Below are 25,418 nucleotides of genomic sequence, written 5' to 3'. Positions count from 1 at the left end.
GGGGGCAAAACTGAGTGACATTCGACCCGGCGGGCGCAACGCAGGCCTATCTCGACACGCTTGATCCAGAAGCGTTGGCCATGGCGCGGGACTATACAACAGGCAACCACTTGCTGATCCTGGGCGGGCTGGCTGTTTCGGCTCTCGTGACATGGTTGATCGTCCGCAGCCACGTGCTGGACAAGCTGGCGCTGCGGATGGAAAAGCGCAGCACGGCCTTGCGCACTTTCGCCATCGGCGCTGTCTATTTGCTAATCTCCGCCCTGCTCACCCTGCCGTGGAATATCTACACCGGGTGGTGGCGGGAAATACAATTTGACCGCACCAGCCAGCCGTTTGGCGATTTCCTTTCGCAAGGCGCTGTCGAGGTGGTGCTTGTTGCCATTATCGGAGCGATCTTCCTGACCGGCGTTTACGGGCTCATTCGCCGCACCGGGAAAAACTGGTGGATATGGAGCGGCGGCCTGGTGGCAGGCGCGCTCGCATTCTTCCTGCTGCTCTCCCCGATGCTGATCGAACCGCTGTTCAACGATTATGAACCCATTCCTGAAGGCGAAGTGCGCGATGCCGTTCTGGCACTGGGCGCCGATGCAGGCGTGCCAGAGGGCCGCGTCTTCATGTTTGACGGATCGCGCCAGTCGAACAATTTCACTGCCAATGTCTCTGGCGTTGGCAGCAATGCCCGCATCGCCATTTCGGATGTCGCCATCTCCGAAGCCTCGCTTGACGAAGTGAAGGCTGTGACCGGGCATGAAATCGGTCATTATGCGCTCGGTCATGTCTGGCGCGCTATCGCGGTTTACGCCCTTATCGCCATCGCACTGTTCTGGCTTACTGCAAGAACCTACCCTTTTTTCGCGCGGGTTTTCCGCAGTACGGCGACTTTGGAAGAGGTGCGCGGCGTGCCGGTTTTTGTCTTTGTGGCAGGCTTGTACATTGTTCTTGCCCAGCCTGCGATGAATGCCGTTGTCCGCGCCGGAGAGCGGGAAGCGGATATCTATTCGCTGGAAACGGTTGGCCTACCCGATGCGCTTGCCGGCGCTCTGATCAAGACCGCAGAGTACCGCTATCCGCGGGCCAGCGCGCTGGAGGAAGCCTTGTTTTACACCCACCCCACTATCGAGGACCGCATCCGCGCGGCGATGGAGTGGAAGGCAGAGCAAGAGGGCGCGGCGGAGTGACCAAAGACCAGATATTCGAGTTTTTCCGCCGTCTGGCAGAAGACAATCCGGAACCGGAGACGGAGCTGGAGTATGGCAATTGCTATCAGCTTGTGGTGGCCGTCGCCCTATCGGCGCAGGCGACAGATGTGGGCGTGAACAAGGCCACCAGAGCGCTGTTTGCCAAAGTCGAAACGCCCGAGCAGATGCTGGAGCTGGGGCTGGATGGCCTGATAGATCACATCAAGACAATCGGCCTGTTCAATTCCAAAGCCAAGAACGTGATCGCGATGAGCCAGTTGCTGGTGGACGAATATGGCAGCGAAGTGCCTGACACGCGCGATGATCTGGTGCGCCTGCCCGGCGTGGGCCGCAAGACCGCCAATGTCGTGCTCAATTGCTGGTTCAAACAGGAAACCTTCGCGGTCGACACCCACATCCTGCGCGTTGGCAACCGCACTGGCTTGGCAAAGGGCAAGACACCGGAGCAAGTGGAGGCGAAACTGGAGAAGCGCGTCCCTCAGCCTTTCCGCCTGCACGCCCATCACTGGCTGATCCTGCACGGGCGGTATGTGTGCAAGGCGCGTACGCCGGAATGCTGGCGCTGCGGGCTGGCGGATTTGTGCAGCTTTCGCCAGAAAGTGCTGGAAGTGCCAAAGGGGCGGTAACCTTGCCAATTGCCCGGAATCGGCGCAGCTTGCGACTCAGCAGGACATTCGGGGGGATTTCGATGCACAATTCAACGGTTTTGAAGTTTGGCGGAGCCGCAGTTCTTGCAATCGCGGCGATTCTGGCCAGTGCGCCAGCCGCCGCTCAGGCTGCGGCGGAAGAAGCAGTTATCCTGAACAGCACAGGTCAGGGAACTGGTGCAGCTGCGCGGGACATGGGCAACGCTGTCAGAGGCAGCATCGGCGGGGCGAGCGATGCCATCGCGGCAACCCGCTCCCGTTCATCGCGTGCCAGACGCGGCGGATCATCCACGCCCGGATCATCTTCAGGCGGAACGCCAAGCCGGTCGGCAAGCAGCTACACGGTATATTGGATCACATCGGACGTGGATGCGCTGGATAAGTTCGCAGTGCCGACCTACCGGATGAACAATGGCGCTATCTTGAGGATGAGCGGAACCCTGATTGCGACCCGGGACGCGATATGCCTGAGCACTTGCCCGGCCTATTAAACTGAACCCGGTAGAGATGGAGTGCCGCTGCGGGTTTTGAGGAAAACGAACCCGAAAAACAGCATGAACGCGAAATCATTCGGGCCATAGATCGTATAAAAAACCCCGGCGAGAGCGTCTTGCTGGAAGACCGCTGCCAGTGATCCTGATGTCTGGAATGCAATCCACGCGATCACATAGGCCAGCTTCTCGATCACAAACACCGCGACAAGCCAGCGCACATGCGCAAAATTTCGGCTGACGGCGATGTAAGCAAGACCCCACAGCACGATGCAGACGAGGCCGAACAGTCCCATCACGCCGGGCTGCGTTTCCATCATCACGTCGTTCGTGAAGAGGCGAGAACAGATGAGGACGCCCAGAATGTTGCTGAGGCCAGCGAGGACAAAGCCTCTGCGGATATTTTTCTCACTCATCGCGCAAGGCCCCTAAACATCATCCGCCGAGATCATTTCTTCCTTGTCGATCTCGCCCAGCATGCTCGCCACGGTGGTTGCCACCGCAGCATCGCCTGAAACATTGGTGGTGGTGCGCATCATGTCCATGATCCGGTCCACGCCTGCCACGAAGGCGATTGTTTCCAGCGGCACTCCGACAGCGCCGAACACCAGCGCCATCATGATGAGGCCCGCGCCGGGAATGCCCGCTGCGCCGATGGCTCCCAGCGTGGCGAGGATCGAGATCAGGAAGTACTGGCCCCAGCTCAAATCCACACCGAAGATGCTGGCACCAAACAGCGTTGCCAGCCCCAGATACATCGCCGTGCCATTCATATTGATCGTCGCGCCGAGCGAGATCACAAAGGCTGCGATGGAATTGGGCACACCCAGGTTCCGTTCCGCACAGCGCAGCGTGACGGGCAGTGTCGCATTGGAACTGGCGGTGGAATAGCTGACTGCAACCGCATCCACGATGCCGCGGAAGAAATCGACAACCGGCAGCTTGGCGATGAATTTGATCATCGATGAATACATCACAAGGATGATCAGCAGGCAGCCCGTGTAGTTCAGCACAACCAGCCAGCTGAGCGCCTTCAACGCGTCGATACCCAGCGTGCCTGCCACCCACGCCATTAGCGCGAACACGCCGAACGGGGTAAGCTCCATCACGATCATCGTCACCTTCTGCATGATGATCGCGCCGCTATCGAAGATTTTCTGAACAGGTTCCCCGTCCTTGCCGGCCATCAGAATGCCGATGCCAAGCAGCAGGGAAAATACGATCAGCGGCAACACCGCCACATCGGCCATCACCTGCACCGGGCTTTCGGGCACGATGCTCAGGATCATGTCGACCGCCGTCGTCTCATTCGGCTCAGGCGTGGCGACTTCGGGCGTACCAAGCTGTTCCTTGCTGGGGAACAGGCCAAGGTTCACCGCGGCCGTGCCCAGCGCAAGGCCAAGCCACACGGCGATCTGCCCGGTCACGACGAACAGGATGATCGCGCGCCCGCCAACTGCACCCAGTTTGCGCAAATCGCCAATCGCGGCAACGCCCGCGACAAGGCTGAAGAAGATCAGCGGGACGACCAGCATCTTGATCGATTTGATGAAGAAATCACCGATCCATTTGATGCTTTCCGCCTCAGGCCCCCACCACAGACCCAGCACAACGCCAAGGATGAGCGCACCAATCACCCGCTGCCACAGCGGAATTGCGAACCAGGCTTTCAACATGCTCGGATTATCCTTGTCTCAATTGCGCGCCAGTGCAGCTTTTGCCACGCGGGTATAAATGCGGGTTAGCGTAATCAGGTCGGCAATGGCTACCGCCTCGTCCGTCTTGTGCATGGTTGCATTGACCAGGCCGAATTCGATCACCGGGGCGAGATCCTTCAGGAACCGCGCATCCGATGTGCCGCCTGTTGTAGATGCTTCGGTCTCCACGCCCGTTTCTGCCGCAATGGCCTCCGCGATCATGGCGGAGAATTCGCCGGGAGGCGTCAGGAATGGTTCTCCGCTGATCACAGGCTTCGCCGTGCCGCCGTGCTTTTGCGCAATGGCGGTGATCTTGGCAGACAGGGATGCGCCGGAATGCTGATCGTTGAAACGGATGGAAATGCGCGCAGTCGCCTTTCCGGGGATCACATTGTGCGCCTTGTTGGTCACATTGAATTCGGTGATTTCCAGATTGCTCGGCTGGAACCAGTCGGTCCCTTCATCCAGCACCAGCGCGTCCAGCTCTGCCAGTATCGCGACCATCTTGGGCATGGGATTGTCGGCAAGGTGCGGATAGGCAACGTGGCCCTGCGTGCCATCGACCTCCAGCCAGATATTGACCGACCCGCGCCGCCCGATCTTCATCATATCGCCCAGCCGGTTCACGCTGGTGGGCTCGCCCACAAGGATCATGTCGGGAATGTCGCCGCGTTCCCGCATCAGGTCGATCAGGGCACGGGTGCCGTGCAGCGCCGGCCCTTCCTCGTCACCGGTTATGATAAAACTAAGCGTGCCGCTCTCTGCCGGTATATCGGCCACCGCCGCCACCATGCAGGCGATGGAACCCTTCATGTCGACTGCCCCTCGCCCGTGCAGCAGCTCGCCGCGTTCCTGCGGTACGAAGGCATCGCTGGCCCAGCCGTCTCCCGGAGGCACAACGTCCAAATGGCCTGCAAAGGCGAAATGCTGTGAGCCTTCCGGCCCCTTGCGGATGGCGAACAGGTTCTCGACCGCTTCTTCCTCGCTGCCTTCCGGCCCGTCACCGCGCGTGAACCGCTGCACTTCGAACCCCATCGGAGTGAGCATTTCCTCCAGCATGTCGAATACCGGCCCGCGCGCCGGGGTTACGCTTTCGCAGGCGATCAGGTGCTTGGCGTTCGAAAGCGGGTCTGCGCTCATGCCGTGTCGCCCACTTCATATTGGGAAATGGTCCATTCCTCCGCCATCGCGGCATCGACCCACTGCTGCATCCAGTCATGTTCCCACACCGCCTGCATATAGGCCTGCGCAAAACCTGGCACGCCGATGCCATAGGTGATGAAGCGGCTGACGATGGGCGCGTAAAAAATGTCTGCCGCACCGAATGTGCCGAACAGGAACGGACCGCCGTTACCAAACCGCGCCCGCGCCTCTGCCCACAGGCCAAGGATACGCACGATATCAGCCTTGGTCTCTTCAGTCAGATCCACACCCACACGGGCACGGATATTCATCGGGCAATTGCGCCGCAGCGACATGTAGGACGAATGCATTTCGGCAACCATGGCTCGGGCCATGCCGCGCGCATCGTCCGTCTTGGGCCAGAACCTGTCCCGCCCGACCTTGTCGCCCAGATATTCCAGGATCGCCAGACTGTCCCACACGACAACATCCCCGTCCCACAGCACTGGCACCTTGCCTGCAGAAGGGCGGAATTCGCCTTTGCTGGACTTCATCGCCTGCCAGTCGTCACCATCGATATTGACGGTCAATTCATCAAAATGCAGCCCGCTTTGCTTGGCCGCCAGCCAGCCACGCAGCGACCAGCTGGAATAGTTCTTGTTGCCTATAATCAGCTTCATAGTGGCGCCATTTCCCCGTTTCGCGGAGAGTTAGACGTTAAGGCTGGGAGTGTCGAGACTGAACAAAGCCGGTTGTTGCACCATTTGCCGCGCAATCCAGCCCGCAGGAAATGTAAAATCACTTTCGCGTTTGTTAACCATCCTGTGCCAGAGCGGTGTTCTCGCACTGCGCGAAATCGTAATTACAAGGGTGATCAGTGGTCGGACCAAAGCCGACAGAACGGACAAGGGTCCGACGCAATGATCGGTTCAGGCATGTGCTCTGGGCCGGGCTGATTTCGCTTGTCTTGACGGTTTTGACACTGCTCAATCCGATCGATCAGATCATCTGGACTGCCCAGAACAGAATGGTCACCACGTCTGCTTCGGGCGACATTATATTCATCAGCAGCCAGCAGGATCTGTCCGATCCGGAGTTTCCATCGAGGCGCGTAGAGCTTGCCCAACTTGTTCGTCAGCTGAACGTTGCTGGCGCAGAGTCCATCTACATCGACAGTGTTTTCGATACAGCCACGACTGCGGAAATCGATAACGATTTAAACTCGGCATTGCTCGACTTCGGGCCGGGAGCCTATCTTGTCCAGGATGTTCGAACAGGGCTGAACGGACAATTGCGCCGCAATCAATCCATCTCGATTATTGCTCATGATGTAAATCAAGTAGGCGGCGATCTGTTTCGGAACTTCATGGGATACGTATGGGACGCGCCATATGTTGTGGGTTTCGGCGAAAACGATCTGCCCAATCTTGCTGCGCAGATAGCCGGCACCACAGGTGTTGCGGGAGAACGGTTTCCGATCGGCTATGATCTCGCGCTAGACACGATACCTGTGCTTTCGCTTCAGGAAGCGCGATCGGGCAATGGATTGCCCACCGATCTCCGTGACAAGATATTCGTAATTGGCAGCGAGAACCGCGCTGACGGCCGCCCAATCAGTATTCCCGGACTGACAGATGTCTCTCCTACACTGATCCATGTCTACGCTGCGGAAACTCTTATGGCAGGCAGAGCGCGCTACATCGGCGGAGCCTATGTTACATTCTTTGCCTTCGCACTCCTGCTTGCAATCGGACAAATTCAATTCTGGCGGTGGCGCCGTATTGCATATGGCGCGATTGTCGTGGCCATTTTGATCGGACTCATAGTTGCAGCGCATGTGGGCTGGCGCGTGGGGCTGTCAGGACCGATGGGATTGATTGCGATCTATGCGATTTTCCGATTGCGATCACTGTGGAAGGATTCTTTCACACTGATCGATGCCGATACAAATCTGCCAACTTTCGCTGCGCTTGAAGCAGACAGCGCAGCCGCCGAGACCTTGCCCGCCATCATCGTGGCGAAAATCCACCGGTTCGAACAGGTGCGCCGCACCCTGCCCAAGGAACTGCATTCGGAATATCTGCTGCGCATTATCGGTCGCTTGAAAGCGGCGACGCAGGACGCGACAATCTATCTGGGCCAAGGCCATCTGATAGCCTGGACCCTGCCGGAAAAAGAGCCGGCGCTGCTGCACGAACACCTTGAAGGTCTGCGCGCGCTATTCTCATCGCCGTTGATTGTGGGTGATCAGCAGGTCGATGTCGGCATCACTTTCGGTGTCGATATCACTCCCAGTCCCAATGTGTCGCGGCGCCTCGCATCTGCGGTCGCTGTTGCCGAGCTGACCAACGAAACATTCGAGCCGATCGCGATTGCTGACACGACGTCGGACGAAGACCTTATCTGGAATATCTCTCTTCAGGCCCGTATCGACGCTGCGCTTTCGAACGGTGAAATCTATCTCGTCTATCAACCCAAGGTCATGGTGCAGACGGGCGAGATCGTTGGAGTTGAAGCACTGGTCCGCTGGAATGATCCAGTGCGCGGCCATATCCCGCCAGACAATTTCATCCGCCAGTGTGAAACTGCTGGCCGTATGAGCCATCTGACCCGCTTCGTGCTGGAGGAAGCCTGCAAAGCAGGAAACGCGATGGAAAATGGCGGGCTGAGCATACCGGTTGCTGTCAACATCTCGGCGACGCTGGTGCATGAACATGCCATCGTTGATCTGGTGTCGGAAGTATTGCGAAAAACCGGCTTTGAACCGCGCAGGCTGACGCTGGAGATCACCGAGACTTATCGTATTTCCAATCTTGATCGTGCTGCGGAAATCCTGGGTGAGTTGAAGGCGCTTGGCGCAAAGATTTCCATGGATGATTTCGGCGTTGGCGCCGCCAGCCTCGAAGCGCTGCTGCGACTACCCTTCGGCGAATTGAAAATTGACCGCCTGTTTATTGCCCAGATGGCCAATGACGAAAAGGCGGCCGGCATTGTGCGCAACGTCCTGCAACTTGGGAAAGATTTGCGAATCATCGTGGTCGCTGAAGGGGTCGAAGACACGCAAACGTTAACGATATTGCGCGATTCCGGGTGCCTTGTGGCGCAAGGATTCGGGATATCTCGCCCCATCCCAATCGATAAACTCCTTGATTTTCATAAAGATAAGGAAAAATTCCTTCTGAAAAACATGGTTTAGACTTTACAAACAACCATGGTTAACGCACCTTCTCCTACATCAACTAGGAGAGTCGCCATGGGTAAAGGTTTCTGGGATTGGCTTTTTGGCGGACGTCACGTCTAAAAAAAGCCGACACAAACTATACGAAGAAGGGTGCTTACAGCGCCCTTTTTTGTGTCTGAAGCAGATGTGACGGGAATGGCAGTCTGCACCAGGACGGTGCTTTCCTGAAGTTACTGACGAACGTCGAACAGGATTGCTGCGCGCAATTCTTCCAGGCCCATGCCCTTTTCGGCACTGGTGACATGCACGTGCGGATAGGCCGCCTGATGCTTGCGCCCCTCTGCCAGAACATCTGCAGCAACCTTTTCCAGCTCACTGGCCTTGATCTTGTCCGCTTTGGTCAGGACGAGGCGATAGCCAACGGCTGCTTCATCCAGCATCGTCATCATCTCGCGGTCGCTGTCTTTCAGCCCGTGGCGGCTGTCGATCAGCACCATCGTCCGGCGCAGTGGAACACGCCCGCGCAGGAAAGTGCGCACCAGCTTGCGCCACTTCTCGACAATCTTCAGCGGTGCCTTGGCAAAGCCGTATCCGGGCATGTCGACAATGCGGAACTGCGTCGGGTCGCCCACTTCAAAGAAGTTCAGTTCCTGCGTGCGGCCCGGCGTTACCGAAGTGCGCGCGATGCTCTTGCGTCCGGTAAGCGCGTTGATAAGCGAGCTCTTCCCGACATTGGAGCGGCCACAAAAGGCGACTTCGGGGAAATCGGGATCGGGGATGAATTTCAGCTGCGGCGCGGATAGCAGGAATTCGACCCGGCCTGAAAACAGGCGGCTCGCTTCCTTTGCCAGCTGTTGCTCTTCCTCTGTCATCCTTCCGACTTTCCTGCGTTTTCGGCCTTTTCGGCCTTCTCGCGCTCAGCGGCACGCGACTTTTCTTCGCGATCCTTTTCCATCTGCGCTTTCAACTGCGGGTTCTTGGAATAAAGATATTTCTGCTGCGCCAGCGTCAGCACGTTGTTGCTGATCCAGTACAACAGCAGGCCTGCCGCAAACGGCGCCATCACAAACATCAGCACCCACGGCATGATCATGAAGATCTGCTGCTGCATCGGGTCCATCGCGGCCGGGTTCAGCTTGAACTGCAACCACATGGTGAAGCCCAGCATCACTGCCAGCACGCCGATGGCCAGGAAGCCCGGCGGATCGAACGGCAGCAGGCCGAACAGATTGAGCACGGTCGCCGGATCGGGCGCGGAAAGGTCGCGCAACCAGCCGTAGAACGGCTCATGCCGCATTTCGATGGCCAGCAGCAGCACCTTGTACAGCGCGAAGAAGATCGGGATCTGGATGAAAATCGGCAGGCAGCCTGCCAGCGGATTGACCTTCTCTTCTTTATAGAGCTTCGCCATCTGCTGTTGCAGTTCCGGCTTGTCGTCCTTGTAGCGTTCCTGCAGCGCCTTCATCTTGGGCTGCACCGCGCGCATCTGCGCCATCGAGGTGAATTGCTTCTGCGCGATGGGGAACAGGAACAGGCGGATGATAAAGGTCAGGCCGATAATCGCGAGACCGAAATTACCCACCAGATTGAACAGGAAAATCAGTACCTGCCACATCGGCCAGGCGATCCAGCGGAACCATCCCCAGTCAATGGCAAGGCCGAATTTCTCCACCCCTTGCGCCTGATACATATCCAGCACGGCGCTTTCCTTGGCGCCGGCGAAAAGCCGGGTGGAGCGGGTAATGGTTTCGCCTGCGCCGACATTGACAGGATCATAGATCAGGTCGGCGCGGTAATTCTCGCCGCCTGCCGAGCGGAATGTGCCGGAAGCGGGCTGACCCTCTTCAGCGATAAGCGCGGACAGCCAGTAGATGTCGGTAAAGCCAATCCAGTCCGTGCCGCCGCCAAGCTCGACCGGGCCTTCTTCGCTGACTTCGTCATAGTCCCAATCGAAATTCACGCCCTCGCCGCTGGCAGCAATCGGGCCGGAATGGACATTCCAGGTACTGGCACTGGCAGTCGCGCTGGTGCGGTTGACGAAGGCGTAGGGGCGCAGCGCCACCGTGCCATCGCCCGCATTGGCAACGCTTTGCGTGACAGTAAGCATGTAGTGCTCGTCAATTTCATAACGCAGCGCGAAGCGCAGGCCCGCACCATTGTCCCAGCCCAGCGTTACCGGCGTTTCCTGCGTCAGCCGTTCGCCGTCGATGACTTGCCACGAAGTAGTCGCTCCGGGCAGCGAAACGCCTTCACCGACCCAGCCAAACTGCGCGAAATGCTGCATGTCGGTTCCGGCAGGTGAGAACAGACGGATATTCGCGCTGTCCTCTTCCACCGTCTGGCGATGCGTCTTGAGATCGATATCATCGATTCGCGCGCCAATCGGATTGATGGAGCCGTGAATTTCCGGCGCATCGATCACGATGCGGTCTGCACTGGCAAGCGCGGTGCCGACGTCGATCGCCGGAATAGTCTCCGTCGCCCCGTCTGCGGCAGGCACATCGATCACGCCATCAGCGCGAAGCGATGGCGCATCTTCACGGCTTGCCATGTTTGCCGGCGTTTCTTCGGCTTCCGGATAATAGGTCCGCATCGCGAAATCCCAGCCGAACAGCAGAACTGCGCTCAGCACGACGGCGATGATTAGGTTACGCTGGTTGTCCAAGGTGAATGATCCGTCACGAATGTCTGTTGCAAAGCTTTTGCAAGGTTAGGTTATGGGGCATCATGGCACCGGGTCATGCCCGTGTCCCCCCCAAGGATGGCAGCGCAGTATACGCTTAGCCGCCAGCCATCCACCCCGAATTGCGCCATGCTTGTTGAGGGCTTCTATCGCATAAGCGCTGCAAGAGGGTTGAAAGCGGCAAGACGCGGGCAAAATCCGGCTTGGGCCAAGCTGCCAAAGTCGGGCAATGAAGATGAAAACATGTTTCACGTCACCCTGCGATTGCCCCCACGGTCACCTTGGCGAGGGCGCCGGGCACGGTCACCTTTACCTTCGGAAGCGCGCTGAAGTGCGATTTCAAGCTCTTGGGAGAGTTGGGCGAAGTCACGCTCGACCCCGCCTTCGCGGCCGATCAGCACGTGATCGTGATCAGGCAGGCCGTGCTGCGGCAAGGCCGCGCGCAACAATTCCCGGAAACGCCGTTTCATGCGGTTGCGCACCACCGCATTGCCGATCTTTTTTGTAACAGTAATGCCATATCGAACGCCCTGGCCGCCATTTGGCCCGGAATTTGGCCGCACGAGCAGTACGAATCCCGGCCGCGCAACGCGCAGCCCCCGATTCGCCGCGAGAAAATCCGCGCGCTTGGTGAGGGTGGTCGGCGTCATGGCGAGATAGATAGGTAGTGTTTCGGTTTTTGTCATGAACTCGCATCCGCGAGTTCGTCCTCCCGGCTGTTCCCTTCGCTACGCTACGGGGCCGGTCCGGCCGCGCGTTCGCGCTTGCCATCGCAAGAGCGACGGTTCTGGCGTGAGTTAGCGTATGTGTGGGTTTATTTCAGGCGCGACTAGCGACCGACAAAGGGCGACTGCCCGCCCGCAGGTGCCCCGAAGCGTAGTGGAGGGAATAGCGCCGAGGATGGCACGCCCGGATGGGCGGGCCGAGGAGAATCAGGCGCTAAGTTTCTTGCGGCCCTTGCGGCGACGGTTGCGCAGCACGTTACGGCCACCGACGGTGGCTTTACGGGCGAAAAAACCGTGGCGGCGTGCACGCACCAGATTGCTTGGCTGGAATGTACGCTTCATCGCGAAATACCTCGAATACTGAATAAAAAGGGCCGCCAATCGAAGGGCGGCCTCACAATGTTGAAGCGCTTACTGAAGCGCAGGACCCAAGTCAAGATAGGCGAGGCGGGGCGCAGCAGATTCTGCATCAGCCTTTTCGCGGATTTCAGGCTCGGCGGCAAGCTGCGTGTCACCACCAGCTTCAATCCAGCCGCGCATTTCCCTGCCGGTCAACCACATCGCGTCTTCAAACGGGACCGAATTGGTCATCGCGTAGAAGGCCGATGCCTCTGCCTCACCCATGCCCATTTCGGCATAATAATCGAGATAGCGGCGGTGTTCCGGCGCGCTCATCGGATAATCTTCTGCACCCATACCGCGATCATCCAGCCAGCCGTGGACGGCAAATTCGCTGTTCTCGTCGATCTCCCGGCGCACGCCGGCAACAAACAACTCCACTGCGCCCGAGCGAATCGAACCGCCTTCAGGAGCGCGGGTGACAATGCCGTTTTCGCGAATCATCCGGCCAAGCTGCAAATTGGCACGGTCATCATGTGTGCCCGGAGCTTCAATGAATTCCAGCGTATCGATTTCGGGATAAGCCGCCAGCACGCGCGCGAAATTCGCGGGCGAACGGTCTGTGGTGATGCCGACGAGCGCGGCGGTGTTTTCGTCCAGCACCCGGAAAGCCCCAAAGGCAGCGATAGCGCCGGTCTCCGCTGCTGCCTGCTGCGGCGAGACATAACGGCCTGCCGTGTGGGGGCCTGCGGTGTGAAGAGAGGTGTCCACCTCAATCCATTCCTCGGTCACGATCACGTGTTCCTGTGCCGCCACAGGCGTAGCGACCAGTGCGAAAAGCGGTGCCAGCAGGGCGGACAGAACAGGTAAACGCAAGGCCATCGCGCGATATGTGGCCATCACACCCTACGGAATGCCGAATTTTCGAGGTTGCTGCACTTTTAACCACGATGGCCGATACGATGGCCTCGACACAGCGAAACTGGCCGCTATCACATTGTCGCAAAGGGGTTTTCACTTGGTTTCATTGGTTTCGACCGTCGCCTATCTCGGGCTGGAGGCGCGCGCTGTTGAAGTGCAGTGCCAACTTGCTGCCGGGATGCCGCGCTTTTCCGTTGTCGGCCTGCCGGACAAGGCAGTGGGCGAAAGCCGTGAACGGGTGCAGTCAGCACTCAGTGCCATGGGACTTTCGCTTCCGCCCAAGCGGATCACCGTGAACCTTTCCCCTGCCGATCTGCCCAAGGAAGGATCGCATTACGATCTGCCTATCGCACTGGCATTGCTGGCGGCGATGGGCGTGGTCGATGCCGAATCGATGAGCGAATGGGTGGCCGTGGGCGAGCTGTCGCTGGATGGCCGCATCGTGCCCTGCCCCGGCGTACTGCTCGCGGCGCTGCATGCCAGCGAGACGGGCAAGGGCCTGCTATGCCCCAAGGCGCAGGGGCCGGAGGCACGCTGGGCAAGCGATGTGCGGGTCTGTGCCGCGCCCGACCTCACCAGCCTGCTGAACCATCTGAAGGGCAGCCAGCGCCTGCCCGATCCCGAACCGGGCGAAGTCGAGCCAGCGGCGCATGGGCCGGATATGCGGCAGGTGAAGGGGCAGGAAACCGCCAAGCGCGCGCTCGAAATCGCGGCGGCGGGCGGACATAATCTGCTGATGAATGGACCTCCCGGCGCAGGCAAGTCCATGCTGGCGGCGTGCCTGCCCGGCATCCTCCCCCCGCTCACCCCGGCAGAGGCGCTGGAGGTGAGCATGGTTGCATCAGTTGCGGGCACTTTGGAAGGCGGCAAGATCAGCCGCGCACGCCCTTTCCGCGCGCCGCACCATTCCGCCAGCATGGCCGCGCTGACGGGCGGCGGATTGCGGGTGCGGCCCGGGGAAGTCAGCCTGGCGCATCTGGGCGTATTGTTTCTGGATGAATTGCCGGAATTTCAGCGCGCCGTGCTCGATTCGCTGCGCCAGCCGCTGGAAACGGGCAAGGTCGATGTCGCGCGCGCCAATGCGCATGTGTCCTACCCGGCGCGGGTGCAGCTGATCGCGGCGATGAATCCGTGCCGCTGCGGCCATCTGGGCGATGCGGCGCTTGCCTGTTCCCGCGCACCGAAATGCGCAGTGGACTATCAAAGCAAGGTGAGCGGCCCGATGCTCGACCGGATCGATCTGCATGTCGATGTTGATCCTGTCAGCGCCGCCGACCTCCACTTGCCGCCATCTGCCGAGGGGTCTGCTGAAGTCGCCGCCCGCGTGGCCAAGGCCCGCACCCGTCAGACGGAGCGCGGTGTGCGCTCCAATGCAGAACTGGACGGTGATGCGCTGGAGAAATACGCGACACCTGACGAGGCAGGCCGCGCCTTGTTGATGCAGGCAGCCGAAAAAATGCGCCTCTCCGCGCGGGGCTATGTGCGGATGCTGCGCGTGGCCCGCACAATCGCTGATCTGGCCGGAGCCGAGCACGTGGGCCGTGTGCATATCGCCGAAGCGCTCAGCTACCGGAGGCAGGCGCCGAGGGCTTGATGGACGGTTTGCGAACGACTTTGAATTATGGCACGTAACCTTCGATGGCACGCAAGAGGTTGATCCGTTTCGGTTTAGCGGCCGCGTTCCTGGCAGCCTTCCCATTCGTGGCGCCGGTCGCCTGCACATCGCCTGATCGCGCTACTCAGACACTTCTTGCGCAAGGCTATACCGATATTCAGACCACAGGTTATGCCTATTTCGACTGCGGGAGTGATGATATCATCGCCACCGCATTTCAAGCGAACGGGCCATCGGGCCAAAGAGTTGAAGGAGCTGTTTGCTCAGGATTCTTCAAAGGCAACACGGTCCGATTGGATTAAGAGCGCGAGCCCCGCGAAGTCCGCTTTCCACTCAATACCGGATATGATGCCGTGGTCGCGCAGTTGCAGTCTTTGTGAAGTGCAATCCCGCCTAGCAGCAGTCTTCCTCACCCATTTTCGTGGACTGCCCAACAACCTCAGCCTTCGTATACGCCCCGCTGTGCCGGTCCACCGGCGTGCCCAGCTTGTCTGCCGTCTGCCAGCCCAGCTCTTCCCAGCTTAGCTCTCGCCCGTCATGCGCGCGGATGCCGATGGGGGCCACCGGCAAGCCATCGCGGCAATCGACCAGCACCAGATCAGCGTTGAAGTTCTCGGTATATCGCTCCCCCCACTGGCGCAGCGCGAGCATTGCGGGCAGCAGGCCAAGGCCCTTCTCCGTCAGGCGGTATTCGACCTTGCGCCGGTCCTCTTCGCACGGCGTCCGTTCCAGCACGCCGTGCCGCACCAGATTGGCGAGCCGGTTGGAGAGGATATTGCGGGCAATGCCCAGCTCACCTGAAAATTCCTCGAAATGATAGAGGCCATTGAAGGCGGCGCGCAAGATCAGGAACGACCAGCGCTCTCCCATCACTTCCAGTGCATGCGGAAGGCCGCAGCCTAGCTCACGTAGCGGTTCTCTTATTCCCATAAATGCATCTCTATCCCGCACTTCTCCTACAGGGAAATGCGGATATGCCAAAATATTCGCGCAAAAGGGTTGCGAAACGAAACTCTCCTAGATAGGTGGTGAATCACAACTGGTTGTCAAACGCAACCTACACTGATGTCCAGAAGGAAGATCCCATGTCACGTTTCGCAGTCACATCCCTTGCCGCTCTCCTGTCATTCGGTGCAATTGCCGCGCCTGTCACAACTGCGACCGCATCGTCGCAGGCGCGCGGGTCCTACTTCTCCGTACAGCTGGCAGAGCCGACCGACGAGGCGACTGCCATCGCAGGCGGTGTGGTGTTTGCTTGCGAAGGTGTGACCTGCACTGGCCCACGCAGCGGCGACCGTCCCTTGCGCGTATGCAGTGAATTGCGCCGGAAGGTCGGCACGATCGCCAGCTTTACTGCCAATGGCGAAGCAATTTCGGACAGTCTGCTGGCCCGCTGCAACGGCTAGGCCGCATCCACATTCCGCCGCCCCCTCTCCATCCTGGGCGGCACTCCATTGCCCCGGTACCTTCGCGTGCCGGGGCTTTTTTTGCGGGAATTAAAGCAGACCTCGCCGAGCCAGGTCTGTTTCAAGCCGCATGGCATCGGTGAAGACATGCCCTTGCCACCCACGTGCGGCGGCAGCGGCGATGTTTTCAGGCTTGTCGTCAATGAAGAACAATTGCTGTGGCGGCAGTGCAAAGCGCGTCTCTGCCAGTGCGTAAATCGCAGGATCAGGCTTTGCGAGTTTCTCCGTGCCGGACACCACGATATCCGTGAACAGGTCGAAGACTGGTTGCGTGGGGCGGAACATCGCCCAGAACTCGTGGCCGAAATTGGTCAACCCGAATACCGGTACGCCGCGGGCATGCAGCCGGCGGGCAAGATCATGGGTGCCGGGGACATTTCCTGGAATTGTCTCGTTAAAGCGTGTTGCGTAGGCGTGGAGGTGTTCGGCGTAGTCCGGAAATTCGGCAATCCGTTCCGGCACCATATCGGCCAGGGCGCGGCCTTCATCGTGCTGGTGATGCCATTCTTCAGTCACGACGTGGGTGACAAACCACTCCAGCTCTTCCGGGTCGCCTATCAGTTTCGCGAACAGGCAGCGCAAATCCCACTGCACCAGCACTCGCCCGACATCGAATACAACTGCTGTCACCTGCGTGCCCTCCAGACATGCAAAAAGCCCCCGTGGTGGCGGGGGCTTTGCAAAAGACCAACCATCTTGAGGCCAGCGCCGCGAATCACTCGCGCCGCAGAACCGATTAGCCCTGGCGGGCCTTAAAGCGACGGTTGGTCTTGTTGATCACATAGGTGCGCCCACGACGACGGATAACGCGGCAATCGCGGTGGCGGTTCTTCAGCGACTTGAGGCTGTTACGGATCTTCATGACAATTTCCTGCAAAAAATAAGCGGCACCGGAGATAGTCCCCGATGCCGGAATTTCAAGGCGGGCCAATATGGGCCGCGGGGGGCGAAGTCAACCCAAACCTACCCGGTCCGGCGAGCCATTAACCGCTAATATCCGCCAGCTTGCGCTCCCACGCGACGGCGTGAGCCACGATCGCATCGAGATCGGCGTGCTGCGGCTGCCACGGCAAGGTCGATTTGATGCGCGCGGGGTCCGAAATCAGCGAATCGGGATCACCGGCACGGCGCGGCCCAAGCACCCGGTTGATCTGCATATTGGTTACGCGGTCCACCGCATCCAGCACTTCGAGCACGGAGAAGCCCCGGCCATAGCCGCAGTTCATCGTCATCGATGTGCCCGGCTGCGCGATAAGTTCTTCCAAAGCCAGCACATGCGCTGCCGCCAGATCGCTGACATGGATGTAATCACGCACGCCGGTGCCATCGGGCGTATCGTAATCAGTGCCAAACACGCTTACGCTGTCACGCTTGCCCAGCGCGGCCTCTACCGCGACCTTGATCAGATGCGTCGCGCCAGCCGTCGATTGGCCGCTGCGCGCCTGCGGATCGGCGCCAGCGACATTGAAATATCTCAGCGCGCAGTAATTGATATCATGCGCCGCTGCCGTGTCCGCCAGCATCTGCTCCGTCATCAGCTTGGACCAGCCATAAGGATTGATCGGCGTCTTCGGCATGTCTTCGCGCACCGGCGATTCCTCGGGAATGCCATAGGTCGCAGCTGTCGAGCTGAAGATGAAGTGCGCGGCACCTGCCTTTACCGCCGCATCCAGCAAGGCGCGGCTCTTCACGGTGTTGTTGTGATAATATTTGAGCGGGTCTTCCACGCTTTCGGGTACCACGATGGAACCGGCGAAATGCATGATCGCTCCGTTGCCTTTGCCGATGCCCTGTTCGGCAAAGATCCGCGCGAGCAATGCCCCGTCCTCGATATCGCCTTCATACAGCGTCACCCCGTCAGGAACGGCAAATCTGAAGCCGGTGGTGAAGTTGTCGATCACCGCCACAGGCCATCCGCGATCAAGCAAGGCAAGGACGGCATGGCTGCCGATATAGCCGGCACCTCCGGTGACGAGAACGGGTATCTGCTTATCCATGGGGCCCAGCGGTTAGCATGATTGAACGGAGTGGCAATCGCTGAAATTGGTCTTTTCAGGCCCGCGTTAGGCACCGGGGCCGATCTGGTGCATTATGAAGGGTATGAAACAGCAAGCCATCATCCTCCTCGCCGCATGTGCACTCGCCACAGGCTGTGCAACGCCCGCCTATGTCTCTCCGGTCGAAGTGACCCGGTTTGTGGGCGATACGCCGACCTTTCTCGCCCAAGGGACCATTGAAATCGTCGCCGGCCCGGCAATGGACGGCGACTCGCTCGAATTCGGCGTTTACCGCGAAGCCATTCGGCAGGAACTGGAGGCGCTGGGATATCGCGTTGTCGCCAGCAATGGCGGACAAATCGCAATGTTGGATCTGGAAGCGTACGCAACCGAAGGCGAAGACCGGCGCGGAGGCGTTGGCGTTGGCGCCGGCGGTTCGACAGGTCGATATGGATCGGGCGTTGGCGTTGGTGTCGGTATCAATCTCAATAGCCTGCTCTCCGGCCCGCCAGCTGAACGCATCGAGCGGCAGATTTTTGTCGCCATCCGCTCGCCTGAAGGCGGCGCGAACCTGTGGGAAGGCCGCGCCAGCATGACAGCCACCAGCAACAGTGACTATGGCAGCGAGGCCGCCGCCGCATCGCGCATGGCCGACGCGCTGTTTACAGGCTTCCCTGGAAATTCCGGCGAGACTATCGAGGTAGAATGACTCAAGCCAATATCGTGATCGACGCCGCCTTCGACAGCGGCAATATCGAAACTGTGTCCGTTGACGGTGCAACCGCCCGTTTACGCATCCCGCGCGACCACAAGAGCGAATTTGCACAGTGGTTTCACTTTCGCGTGTCCGGCGCGGCAGGGCGCGAACTTGTGCTGCATATCGAGAACCTGAAGGAAAGCGCCTATCCCGGTGGCTGGCCGGGCTATGACGCCTGCGTATCCGAAGACCGCGATTACTGGGGCCGAGCCGACAGTTCTTACGACGAGGCCGCGGGCGATGGCACGCTGACGGTGCGGTATACGCCGGCATCCGACATGGCCTATTTCGCCTATTTCGCGCCCTATTCGATGGAACGTCATAATGATCTGGTGGCAGAAGCCGCCAGCGCGGAAGGCGTGGAATATCGCCGCCTTGGTGAAACGCTGGATGGCCGGTCCGTGGATTGTCTTGCCATGGGCGATGGCGACACGCAGGTCTGGCTTTATGCGCGGCAGCATCCCGGCGAAAGCATGGCCGAATGGTGGATGGAAGGGGCGCTGGAAGTGCTGACCGATCCCGCCGATGTCGTAGGCCGCGCTCTGCGCCGCCACTGCCGCATTCATGTAGTACCCAATTGCAATCCCGACGGTAGTTTTCGCGGCCACCTGCGCACCAATGCAGACGGCGTGAACCTGAACCGCGAATGGGCCGAGCCTAGTGCAAAGTCGTCTCCCGAGGTGCTCGCCATTCGCAATGCGATGGACGAAAGCGGTGTCGATTTCGCCATGGATGTGCACGGGGACGAAGCGATTGCCGCCGTGTTCCTCGCAGGGTTTGAAGGCATCCCTTCGTGGACGGACGAACAGGGAGAGAGCATGTACCGCTACCAGCGCATCCTCGACCGCCGTTGCCCCGATTTCCAGACCGCCAAGGGTTATCCCAAGTCAGCCCCCGGCAAGGCCAATCTGGCGATCAGCACCAATCAGGTGGCAGAGCGTTTCGGCGCCTGCGCGATGACGCTCGAAATGCCGTTCAAGGACAATGCCGACTGGCCCGATCCGGCGCAGGGCTGGAGCCCGGAACGCTGCAAACTGCTGGCGCGTGAATGCCTTGCGGCGCTGGTCGAATGGTTGGAAAGCGGCGAAGAGTGATTACAGAATGATCCTTGTCTGCGCGCCGTCAGCACTTCAGGGCTGCAGCACTACCCAGCGCATGTTCTGTCCGTTGGCAGGGTTTTTCAACTGGGCATTGGCCGTCCACAGCGTCCAGGGGCGGCCTGCATAATCGGGCTGTAACCAGTCATTCTCGAGCCACAGATTGCGCTCAATACGGGACGCGATGGTGTAGCTTTTTTCGAAGCTTTCGCTCACTTTCAAGACCACCGGCTGCCCGGCATGCCCTTCGACCTGGTTGATGAATGTGGTGAGTTCGCTTTCCAGCGCTGCTTCGACCACCGGATCACCGCATGCGCTGGCCGGTTTGTCGAGCGCGATGGCAGGCGGCAGCATTTCCGGATCACGCGGCACGATGGTAACGAAATTGGCCGCTTGCCGCTCTGCCGGGATGCACGGATCATACGCATGGATTGCGCCGTGCATGATGCCGGTATCTGCCAGCGCCGCCAGATTGCGGCCGAACAGATCATCGCGGCCATCGGCGCCGCTGCTAGCTTCCAAGTAAACGAAATCGGCGCGCGCTGTGCGCAGGGCGGAGATATCGACCGGCCCGTCTGCGGCTCCCATTGCGACGCCTTGCACCGGAAATTCCGCGCGCGACGGGCTCCAATTATGCGTTCGCCACCACAGGAACACGCCGGTGCCGACAAGCGCGAGCAGGAGGAGCGCCTCGATCCAGAAGCGCCAGACAGATTTCTTCTTCTTGCCCATCGGGCGCGACCTTCAATTCTGGATGTGTTGGCTGGGTAAGCGGATGTGGCGACAGGCAATCACCGAACTAGGTCATGCCTTGATATGCAGCACGCAAATTAATGTAAACAAGCGTCGCGCGGTTTCAAAATCGGTATCGACCTTGCCATCCAGCGCCTCTTCCAATTGCCGTGTGCCGCGGTCGTGAATGGCGCGGCGGGCCATGTCGATAGTTTCGATTTCCTGCGCGGATGTGCGCCGCAGTGCCTTGTAATAACTATCGCAGATGGCGAAATATTCACGCACCACGCGGCGAAGGCGGCCAAGACCCAGCCCGATTGTGCCCGCATCAGCGCCCGCGCGGTCTTTCAGGCCCAGCGCCAACATACCTTCGACAATGCCGAGATGGACGTGCCACGGGCCAGCATGACCATTGGCGATTGCGCGAAGCGGGCTGAAGAGATTGTCCTCCACAAGATCGCGCATTGCGACCTCGCGTTCTTTCTCGATCTCATCATTGCGCGCAATGACCGTCGCTTCATCGAGCGTGATCGCTTCGATCCGGTTGTCTGAACTCGTCTCCATCTCACCTCTCTCTTGGCCTAGCGCAGGGGTATATTGCAATTGCGAAAAGGAGGCGGCGCGAATTCGTCCCCGCTTTCCACAGGCATTGATGAAAAAATGTCGCAAGGTCTGCCTTGCCCGCGCCGCAACTCCCCCGCATTAGAGCGGCATATGTCAGACGAAGCCCTTCTTACCCGCAGTGATTCTAAATCCGCCGACGGCGCGCCTGCCGGCAAGGCTCTGCCCACCAATCTGGAGGCGGAAGCCGCCTTTATCGGTGCTGTGCTGATCGATAACCGGGTGCTGGAAGAACTGCCGATCGAACTGATGCCCAAGCATTTCTATGCGCCGGTCCACCAAAGGATATACGACCGTATCCTGATCAGCGTCGAAAAGCAGATGATCGTCACTCCGGTAACGCTCAAGCCCTATTTCGAAAATGATGAAGGGCTGAAAGAACTGGGCGGCAGCGCCTATCTGGCGCAATTGACCGCAGATGGCCAAGGCCTGCTTGCCCCGCGCGAACTGGCCCAGCAGATTTACGATCTTGCCCTGCTGCGCGAACTGGTTGGCGTGGGCCGCGAACTGGTGGAAAACGCGCTCGATACATCGCAGGATGTAGAACCGATGCGCCAGATCGAATCTGCCGAAGCGCGGCTGTTCGAAGTTGCCGAAGGCGCGGTGAGCGAAAACACCGGCACCAGTTTCCGCAGCGCATCGCACGAAGCGATCCGTATGGTCGAAGCGGCGATGAATTCCGGCGGCGGCCTCTCCGGCAAAACGACCGGACTGGAACTGATCGATAACAAGACCGCCGGCCTGCACAATTCCGATCTGATCATCCTGGCTGGCCGTCCGGGCATGGGCAAAAGCTCGCTCGCGATGAACATCGCCTTCAATTGCGCAGAAGAACACATGCGCTTCCAGCGCGATGGCGGCCCGCACAATTACGGCGCGCCAGCGGCCTTCTTCAGCCTGGAAATGAGCGCGGACCAGCTCGCCACGCGTATTCTGGCCGAGCAGGCAGAGGTGTCTTCCGAAGCTTTGCGCTCGGGCAAGCTCAACCGCGAAGAATTCCAGAAGCTGTCCTATGCGGCACAAAAGCTGTCCGAATTGCAGCTGTTTATCGACGATACGCCCGCACTGACGATTTCAGGCCTGCGCACCCGCGCCCGGCGGTTGAAGCGGCGGCATGATATTGGCCTGATCGTGGTCGATTACCTGCAACTGCTGCAAGGCTCCGGCCGGGCGAGCGACAACCGGGTAAACGAAATTTCTGAAATCTCGCGCGGATTGAAAACGCTGGCCAAGGAATTGCAGGTTCCGGTAATCGCGCTCTCGCAGCTCAGCCGCGCGGTGGAATCGCGCGAGGACAAGCGCCCGATGCTGTCCGATCTGCGCGAATCAGGCTCGATCGAGCAGGACGCCGACATGGTTTGGTTCATCTTCCGTGCCGAATATTACCACGAGGCATCGCGCCCCGACATGCCGAACGAAACCAGCTCCGAATCGGATCAGGAAAAGTACCGCGTGTGGGAAGACCGCTATCTGGAGCTGAAGAACAAGGCGACATTGATGGTCGCGAAGCAGCGCCACGGGTCCACCGGCAACGTGCCGCTACATTTCCAGAGCGAATTCACGAAGTTCACCTCGCCCAATATGAAGGATTATTCGGACTACGGGTTCGAATAGGGCCGCCAGGCCGATGGAGTTTGATCACGGCGCGGAAGTTCCATGCCTGCCTCGCGCCTGATCCGGAACAAATCTTAAACCTGCGTGACAAATTTGGCGGCGCGCTCTAGCGGTATTCGCGTGAACTCTCCCGAACATGAAGAAATCCGCATTGATGGAGCCCGCACGGCGGGCCCTGCCCCGATTGCTCCACCCCTGATCGATCCGCAGCAGCTGATGCGCGACCTGAAGGCATTTCGCGATCCGCGCCCGGTGCGCAGCGGATGGGAATTGGCGATTACGCTGATACCGTTCCTGTTGCTGTTTGCCGCTATCGTGACTGCGGTGGAGGCAGGCTATCTACTGGCGCTTCTCTTGACGCCGGTTGCGGGGCTCTTTCTGCTCCGGTTGTTTATCATTCAGCATGACTGCGGGCATGGCGCGTTCTTTCGCGGCAGGGCGGGCAATGATTGGTTCGGCAGAGCGCTGGGCGTCTTCACTTTGACGCCCTACGATTGCTGGCGGCGATCCCATGCGCAGCATCACGCCGCTACTGGCAATCTGGATGCCCGCGGAATTGGTGATGTGGACACGTTGACGGTCCGCGAATTCCAGGAACGTGGCCGCTGGCAGCGCTTCCAGTACCGTCTGTACCGTCATCCGCTGGTTCTGCTGGGTCTCGGCCCTGCCTATCTGTTCCTCCTGCGGCACCGGCTTCCGATTGGCCTCATGAAAGAAGGGCGGAAATATTGGGTCAGCGCGCTCGCGACCAATCTGGTGACCGCGATGATCCTTGTCTTGCCGATTTATCTGGCTGGTTTCGGCGTTACAGCGATGGTGTTTTTCCCCGTGCTGCTGACCGCCGCGTCGACAGGTGTGTGGCTGTTCTACATCCAGCACCAATTTGCAGATGCGCATTGGCATGAAGAATCCGATTGGTCGTTCCACGATGCGGCCTTGCATGGCAGTTCACACCTCGACCTGCCGCCTGTCTTGCGCTGGTTTACCGGCAATATCGGCATCCATCATGTCCATCACCTTGCCAGCCGAATTCCGTTCTACCGCCTGCCCGAAGTGCTGGAAAAGCATCCGGCTTTGCGCGATCTGAACCGGTTCACGGCACTGAAGACGATCAGCGCCTTGCGGCTCGCCTTGTGGGATGAAGGTCAACGAAAGCTTGTGACTTTCCGCGAAGCAGCCCGCATTTCAGCCGCGGCCTGAAGGCGAGGCAACTCCTGCCGGGATGCGCAACTGGGCCGAAACCGGTCATTTGCGACCCGTTTATAATCCCAGGTTGAGCCGCCGCGTCACGGTGTAGTCCAGAACGCCGACCAGCAGCCAGCTGAGCCACCACTTGCCGCGCGTCCATAATGTCGCCCGTCTGGCATGGTCTTCGGGCGTGATCTCGTCGCTGGCATCCAGATGGCCGTGAATGAACTTGCGCATGGTTTCTGCCAGCGCCGCGTCTTCTATCCGCAGCACGATTTCCAGGTTGAGATACAGGCTGCGCATGTCGAAATTGGCGCTGCCCATGTAAACAGCATCGTCCAGCACCAACAGTTTTGTGTGCATCTTGCAGGCCTGGAATTCGTAAATCCTTGCACCCGCCTCCAGCAGTTTCTTGTACAGCGCGCGGCTGGCGCCGATGGTCGCGCTGTTATCGCTTTTTCCGGCCATCACCAGATTGGTCTGCCCTTTGCGCGCGATCTGCCTGATCATGTGACGCAGTTTCTTGCTGGGCGAAAAATAGGCCATCATCATGTCCAGCTTTTCCCCCTGCCGCAGGTCCTGCCGGATACAGCGCGCCCAGCTGGAAAGGCCCTTTGTCGGGCCGCCAATCAGCAATTGGACTGGCCCCTGCCCGCCATCCCATTCGCGCACCCGGCGGCGAATGTCGCGGAACTGGGCCTTGTCATCGCTGGCCCATGCCTTCAGTTCGCCAAACCATTTGGCAACCTGCCCCACCACGCTGCCTTCCAGCCGAAAACCAAGATCATTCCAGCCATTTTGCTGCGGCGGAGCGAAGTAATCGTCCTCGACGTTAAAGCCGCCCATCATCGCAACGCTGTCGTCCGCAACCACGATCTTCTGGTGATTGCGAATCAGCGCACGGTGGGACCATCTGGCCATGAACAGATAGTAGGTGCCGCCCGCTTCCCGCAGTTCGTCAAAGAATTTTTCGTCCACACTGGCACCGAACCCATCGACAATCAGCGTCACATCCACTCCGCGCCGCGCGGCCGCCACCAATGCATCGCGCACTGCCGTGCCGACTCCGTCGGGCGCGAAGATATAGAACGCGATTTTCAGGCTTTCCTGCGCACCGGTTATGATATCCAGCAGGGCCGCCCGGCGATCCTTGCCCGCAGGGTAAAAGGTGAAAGACTGCCCCTGTGCTTCTGCGGCAAAAGGCTCCGGATCGGCGTAGGCGGGCAAATCCGCAGCTGCTGGGTTCGATAGCATTTGGTCCATCTGTACCTGATAGCACGCTTCGCCCTGCGGAAAACCTTGACTGACATGCCGTTCCCGCCT

General features: G+C 59.5%; 28 protein-coding genes. 11 read left to right on the top strand and 17 right to left on the bottom strand.

The window, feature by feature from the left end; all coding sequences use genetic code 11:
* Positions 1–14: 14 nt before the first annotated feature.
* The 3 genes from AB731_RS03985 to AB731_RS03975 all read left to right on the top strand — a co-directional run bounded on the left by AB731_RS03985 (position 15) and on the right by AB731_RS03975 (position 2,340).
* Positions 15–1,181: a M48 family metallopeptidase gene (locus AB731_RS03985; RefSeq protein WP_047092326.1), complete on the top strand. Its 1,167-nt coding sequence runs from the start codon at positions 15–17 to the stop codon at positions 1,179–1,181.
* On the top strand, positions 1,178–1,828 hold the full coding sequence (gene nth, locus AB731_RS03980) for an endonuclease III (RefSeq protein WP_047092327.1): 651 nt from the start codon (positions 1,178–1,180) through the stop codon (positions 1,826–1,828). Before AB731_RS03985 ends, nth begins: the two co-directional genes overlap by 4 nt.
* 62 nt (positions 1,829–1,890) lie before the next feature.
* Entirely contained in the window at positions 1,891–2,340 is a 450-nt protein-coding gene (locus AB731_RS03975; RefSeq protein WP_047092328.1) for a hypothetical protein, read from the top strand.
* Here AB731_RS03975 and AB731_RS03970 read toward each other — a convergent pair.
* From AB731_RS03970 to AB731_RS03955, 4 genes are read right to left on the bottom strand one after another with little or no spacing between them, the layout of a single operon-like run.
* On the bottom strand, positions 2,337–2,756 hold the full coding sequence (locus AB731_RS03970; RefSeq protein ID WP_047092329.1) for a hypothetical protein: 420 nt from the start codon (positions 2,754–2,756) through the stop codon (positions 2,337–2,339). The genes AB731_RS03975 and AB731_RS03970 overlap by 4 nt on opposite strands.
* A 12-nt stretch (positions 2,757–2,768) precedes the next feature.
* Entirely contained in the window at positions 2,769–4,016 is a 1,248-nt protein-coding gene (locus tag AB731_RS03965) for a dicarboxylate/amino acid:cation symporter (RefSeq protein ID WP_047092330.1), read from the bottom strand.
* Positions 4,017–4,034: 18 nt separating this feature from the next.
* On the bottom strand, positions 4,035–5,177 hold the full coding sequence (gene dapE / locus AB731_RS03960; RefSeq protein WP_047092331.1) for a succinyl-diaminopimelate desuccinylase: 1,143 nt from the start codon (positions 5,175–5,177) through the stop codon (positions 4,035–4,037).
* Complete coding sequence (locus AB731_RS03955; RefSeq protein ID WP_047092332.1) at positions 5,174–5,839, bottom strand: glutathione S-transferase family protein; 666 nt, start codon at positions 5,837–5,839, stop codon at positions 5,174–5,176. The genes dapE and AB731_RS03955 overlap by 4 nt, the downstream gene beginning before the upstream one ends.
* A 287-nt stretch (positions 5,840–6,126) precedes the next feature.
* Here AB731_RS03955 and AB731_RS13580 point away from each other — a divergent pair, with 287 nt between their 5' ends.
* Entirely contained in the window at positions 6,127–8,355 is a 2,229-nt protein-coding gene (locus AB731_RS13580) for an EAL domain-containing protein (RefSeq protein ID WP_156167349.1), read from the top strand.
* Between the two features lie 215 nt (positions 8,356–8,570).
* Here AB731_RS13580 and yihA read toward each other — a convergent pair whose 3' ends face one another.
* The 6 genes from yihA to AB731_RS03925 form a co-directional block, all read right to left on the bottom strand.
* The gene (yihA, locus tag AB731_RS03945) at positions 8,571–9,212 is read right to left on the bottom strand and encodes a ribosome biogenesis GTP-binding protein YihA/YsxC (RefSeq protein WP_047092333.1); all 642 of its coding nucleotides are present in this window, start codon (positions 9,210–9,212) and stop codon (positions 8,571–8,573) included.
* A complete protein-coding gene (yidC, locus tag AB731_RS03940; protein WP_047092334.1) occupies positions 9,209–11,005 on the bottom strand; it encodes a membrane protein insertase YidC in 1,797 nt (598 codons plus the stop codon). The genes yihA and yidC overlap by 4 nt, the downstream gene beginning before the upstream one ends.
* A 60-nt stretch (positions 11,006–11,065) precedes the next feature.
* The gene (gene yidD, locus AB731_RS13755) at positions 11,066–11,275 is read right to left on the bottom strand and encodes a membrane protein insertion efficiency factor YidD (RefSeq protein ID WP_082126331.1); all 210 of its coding nucleotides are present in this window, start codon (positions 11,273–11,275) and stop codon (positions 11,066–11,068) included.
* Positions 11,272–11,709: a ribonuclease P protein component gene (gene rnpA, locus AB731_RS03935; RefSeq protein ID WP_231638831.1), complete on the bottom strand. Its 438-nt coding sequence runs from the start codon at positions 11,707–11,709 to the stop codon at positions 11,272–11,274. The genes yidD and rnpA overlap by 4 nt, the downstream gene beginning before the upstream one ends.
* Positions 11,710–11,955: 246 nt before the next feature.
* The gene (rpmH, locus tag AB731_RS03930; protein WP_047092336.1) at positions 11,956–12,090 is read right to left on the bottom strand and encodes a 50S ribosomal protein L34; all 135 of its coding nucleotides are present in this window, start codon (positions 12,088–12,090) and stop codon (positions 11,956–11,958) included.
* A gap of 69 nt (positions 12,091–12,159) precedes the next feature.
* Positions 12,160–12,987, bottom strand: coding sequence for an alpha/beta hydrolase (locus AB731_RS03925; RefSeq protein WP_193787998.1), 828 nt, complete (start codon positions 12,985–12,987; stop codon positions 12,160–12,162).
* Between the two features lie 118 nt (positions 12,988–13,105).
* Here AB731_RS03925 and AB731_RS03920 point away from each other — a divergent pair, with 118 nt between their 5' ends.
* Positions 13,106–14,602, top strand: coding sequence for a YifB family Mg chelatase-like AAA ATPase (locus tag AB731_RS03920; protein ID WP_047092337.1), 1,497 nt, complete (start codon positions 13,106–13,108; stop codon positions 14,600–14,602).
* A 44-nt stretch (positions 14,603–14,646) separates the two neighbouring features.
* Complete coding sequence (locus AB731_RS03915) at positions 14,647–14,925, top strand: hypothetical protein (protein WP_047092338.1); 279 nt, start codon at positions 14,647–14,649, stop codon at positions 14,923–14,925.
* A gap of 91 nt (positions 14,926–15,016) precedes the next feature.
* On the opposite strand, the gene AB731_RS03910 is transcribed toward AB731_RS03915, so the two are convergent.
* Positions 15,017–15,553 carry a winged helix-turn-helix transcriptional regulator gene (locus tag AB731_RS03910; protein ID WP_082126330.1) on the bottom strand — a complete coding sequence of 179 codons (537 nt, stop codon included), beginning with the start codon at positions 15,551–15,553 and terminating at the stop codon, positions 15,017–15,019.
* Between the two features lie 155 nt (positions 15,554–15,708).
* Between AB731_RS03910 and AB731_RS03905 the strand changes: the two genes are divergently transcribed.
* Positions 15,709–16,029 (top strand): CC_3452 family protein, encoded by a 321-nt coding sequence (locus AB731_RS03905; RefSeq protein WP_047093064.1) that lies wholly within the window; start codon positions 15,709–15,711, stop codon positions 16,027–16,029.
* Between the two features lie 90 nt (positions 16,030–16,119).
* Here AB731_RS03905 and AB731_RS03900 read toward each other — a convergent pair whose 3' ends face one another.
* The 3 genes from AB731_RS03900 to galE all read right to left on the bottom strand — a co-directional run bounded on the left by AB731_RS03900 (position 16,120) and on the right by galE (position 18,086).
* Positions 16,120–16,719 (bottom strand): HAD family hydrolase, encoded by a 600-nt coding sequence (locus tag AB731_RS03900; protein WP_231638830.1) that lies wholly within the window; start codon positions 16,717–16,719, stop codon positions 16,120–16,122.
* 106 nt (positions 16,720–16,825) lie between these two features.
* Positions 16,826–16,951: a type B 50S ribosomal protein L36 gene (ykgO, locus tag AB731_RS03895; RefSeq protein ID WP_007165381.1), complete on the bottom strand. Its 126-nt coding sequence runs from the start codon at positions 16,949–16,951 to the stop codon at positions 16,826–16,828.
* Between the two features lie 121 nt (positions 16,952–17,072).
* Positions 17,073–18,086 carry a UDP-glucose 4-epimerase GalE gene (galE, locus tag AB731_RS03890; RefSeq protein WP_047092340.1) on the bottom strand — a complete coding sequence of 338 codons (1,014 nt, stop codon included), beginning with the start codon at positions 18,084–18,086 and terminating at the stop codon, positions 17,073–17,075.
* Positions 18,087–18,189: 103 nt separating this feature from the next.
* On the opposite strand from galE, the gene AB731_RS03885 reads away from it, so the two are divergent.
* Together AB731_RS03885 and AB731_RS03880 are read left to right on the top strand one after the other, a co-directional pair.
* Complete coding sequence (locus tag AB731_RS03885) at positions 18,190–18,795, top strand: DUF4136 domain-containing protein (protein WP_047092341.1); 606 nt, start codon at positions 18,190–18,192, stop codon at positions 18,793–18,795.
* The gene (locus AB731_RS03880; RefSeq protein WP_047092342.1) at positions 18,792–19,937 is read left to right on the top strand and encodes a M14 family metallopeptidase; all 1,146 of its coding nucleotides are present in this window, start codon (positions 18,792–18,794) and stop codon (positions 19,935–19,937) included. Before AB731_RS03885 ends, AB731_RS03880 begins: the two co-directional genes overlap by 4 nt.
* A 36-nt stretch (positions 19,938–19,973) precedes the next feature.
* Here the strand turns inward: AB731_RS03880 and AB731_RS03875 are convergent, their stop codons facing one another.
* Together AB731_RS03875 and AB731_RS03870 are read right to left on the bottom strand one after the other, a co-directional pair.
* Complete coding sequence (locus tag AB731_RS03875) at positions 19,974–20,672, bottom strand: glycoside hydrolase family 25 protein (protein WP_047092343.1); 699 nt, start codon at positions 20,670–20,672, stop codon at positions 19,974–19,976.
* Positions 20,673–20,744: 72 nt separating this feature from the next.
* Positions 20,745–21,236: a UPF0262 family protein gene (locus AB731_RS03870; protein WP_047092344.1), complete on the bottom strand. Its 492-nt coding sequence runs from the start codon at positions 21,234–21,236 to the stop codon at positions 20,745–20,747.
* Between the two features lie 150 nt (positions 21,237–21,386).
* Here AB731_RS03870 and AB731_RS03865 point away from each other — a divergent pair, with 150 nt between their 5' ends.
* Both AB731_RS03865 and AB731_RS03860 read left to right on the top strand, forming a co-directional pair.
* Positions 21,387–22,907 carry a replicative DNA helicase gene (locus AB731_RS03865; protein WP_047092345.1) on the top strand — a complete coding sequence of 507 codons (1,521 nt, stop codon included), beginning with the start codon at positions 21,387–21,389 and terminating at the stop codon, positions 22,905–22,907.
* 120 nt (positions 22,908–23,027) lie between these two features.
* The gene (locus tag AB731_RS03860) at positions 23,028–24,107 is read left to right on the top strand and encodes a fatty acid desaturase (RefSeq protein WP_231638829.1); all 1,080 of its coding nucleotides are present in this window, start codon (positions 23,028–23,030) and stop codon (positions 24,105–24,107) included.
* 60 nt (positions 24,108–24,167) lie between these two features.
* Here AB731_RS03860 and AB731_RS03855 read toward each other — a convergent pair whose 3' ends face one another.
* Entirely contained in the window at positions 24,168–25,349 is a 1,182-nt protein-coding gene (locus tag AB731_RS03855) for a phospholipase D-like domain-containing protein (RefSeq protein ID WP_162199454.1), read from the bottom strand.
* Between the last annotated feature and the right edge of the window lie 69 nt (positions 25,350–25,418).

Source organism: Aurantiacibacter marinus (assembly GCF_001021555.1).
GTDB lineage: Bacteria > Pseudomonadota > Alphaproteobacteria > Sphingomonadales > Sphingomonadaceae > Alteraurantiacibacter > Alteraurantiacibacter marinus.
Note: the sequence above shows the minus strand (reverse complement) of the source record. Positions and strands in the feature narration are given on the sequence as shown.

What these genes read in the sequence shown, in the direction of transcription:
- AB731_RS03975 (WP_047092328.1), top strand. Translation starts at nt 1,891, where the DNA reads ATGCACAATTCAACGGTTTTGAAGTTTGGCGGAGCCGCAGTTCTTGCA.
- AB731_RS03970 (WP_047092329.1), bottom strand. Translation starts at nt 2,756, where the DNA reads ATGAGTGAGAAAAATATCCGCAGAGGCTTTGTCCTCGCTGGCCTCAGC.
- AB731_RS03965 (WP_047092330.1), bottom strand. Translation starts at nt 4,016, where the DNA reads ATGTTGAAAGCCTGGTTCGCAATTCCGCTGTGGCAGCGGGTGATTGGT.
- dapE (WP_047092331.1), bottom strand. Translation starts at nt 5,177, where the DNA reads ATGAGCGCAGACCCGCTTTCGAACGCCAAGCACCTGATCGCCTGCGAA.
- AB731_RS03955 (WP_047092332.1), bottom strand. Translation starts at nt 5,839, where the DNA reads ATGAAGCTGATTATAGGCAACAAGAACTATTCCAGCTGGTCGCTGCGT.
- yihA (WP_047092333.1), bottom strand. Translation starts at nt 9,212, where the DNA reads ATGACAGAGGAAGAGCAACAGCTGGCAAAGGAAGCGAGCCGCCTGTTT.
- rnpA (WP_231638831.1), bottom strand. Translation starts at nt 11,709, where the DNA reads ATGACAAAAACCGAAACACTACCTATCTATCTCGCCATGACGCCGACC.
- rpmH (WP_047092336.1), bottom strand. Translation starts at nt 12,090, where the DNA reads ATGAAGCGTACATTCCAGCCAAGCAATCTGGTGCGTGCACGCCGCCAC.
- AB731_RS03925 (WP_193787998.1), bottom strand. Translation starts at nt 12,987, where the DNA reads ATGGCCACATATCGCGCGATGGCCTTGCGTTTACCTGTTCTGTCCGCC.
- AB731_RS03915 (WP_047092338.1), top strand. Translation starts at nt 14,647, where the DNA reads ATGGCACGCAAGAGGTTGATCCGTTTCGGTTTAGCGGCCGCGTTCCTG.
- AB731_RS03910 (WP_082126330.1), bottom strand. Translation starts at nt 15,553, where the DNA reads ATGGGAATAAGAGAACCGCTACGTGAGCTAGGCTGCGGCCTTCCGCAT.
- AB731_RS03905 (WP_047093064.1), top strand. Translation starts at nt 15,709, where the DNA reads ATGTCACGTTTCGCAGTCACATCCCTTGCCGCTCTCCTGTCATTCGGT.
- ykgO (WP_007165381.1), bottom strand. Translation starts at nt 16,951, where the DNA reads ATGAAGATCCGTAACAGCCTCAAGTCGCTGAAGAACCGCCACCGCGAT.
- galE (WP_047092340.1), bottom strand. Translation starts at nt 18,086, where the DNA reads ATGGATAAGCAGATACCCGTTCTCGTCACCGGAGGTGCCGGCTATATC.
- AB731_RS03885 (WP_047092341.1), top strand. Translation starts at nt 18,190, where the DNA reads ATGAAACAGCAAGCCATCATCCTCCTCGCCGCATGTGCACTCGCCACA.
- AB731_RS03880 (WP_047092342.1), top strand. Translation starts at nt 18,792, where the DNA reads ATGACTCAAGCCAATATCGTGATCGACGCCGCCTTCGACAGCGGCAAT.
- AB731_RS03875 (WP_047092343.1), bottom strand. Translation starts at nt 20,672, where the DNA reads ATGGGCAAGAAGAAGAAATCTGTCTGGCGCTTCTGGATCGAGGCGCTC.
- AB731_RS03870 (WP_047092344.1), bottom strand. Translation starts at nt 21,236, where the DNA reads ATGGAGACGAGTTCAGACAACCGGATCGAAGCGATCACGCTCGATGAA.
- AB731_RS03865 (WP_047092345.1), top strand. Translation starts at nt 21,387, where the DNA reads ATGTCAGACGAAGCCCTTCTTACCCGCAGTGATTCTAAATCCGCCGAC.
- AB731_RS03855 (WP_162199454.1), bottom strand. Translation starts at nt 25,349, where the DNA reads ATGCTATCGAACCCAGCAGCTGCGGATTTGCCCGCCTACGCCGATCCG.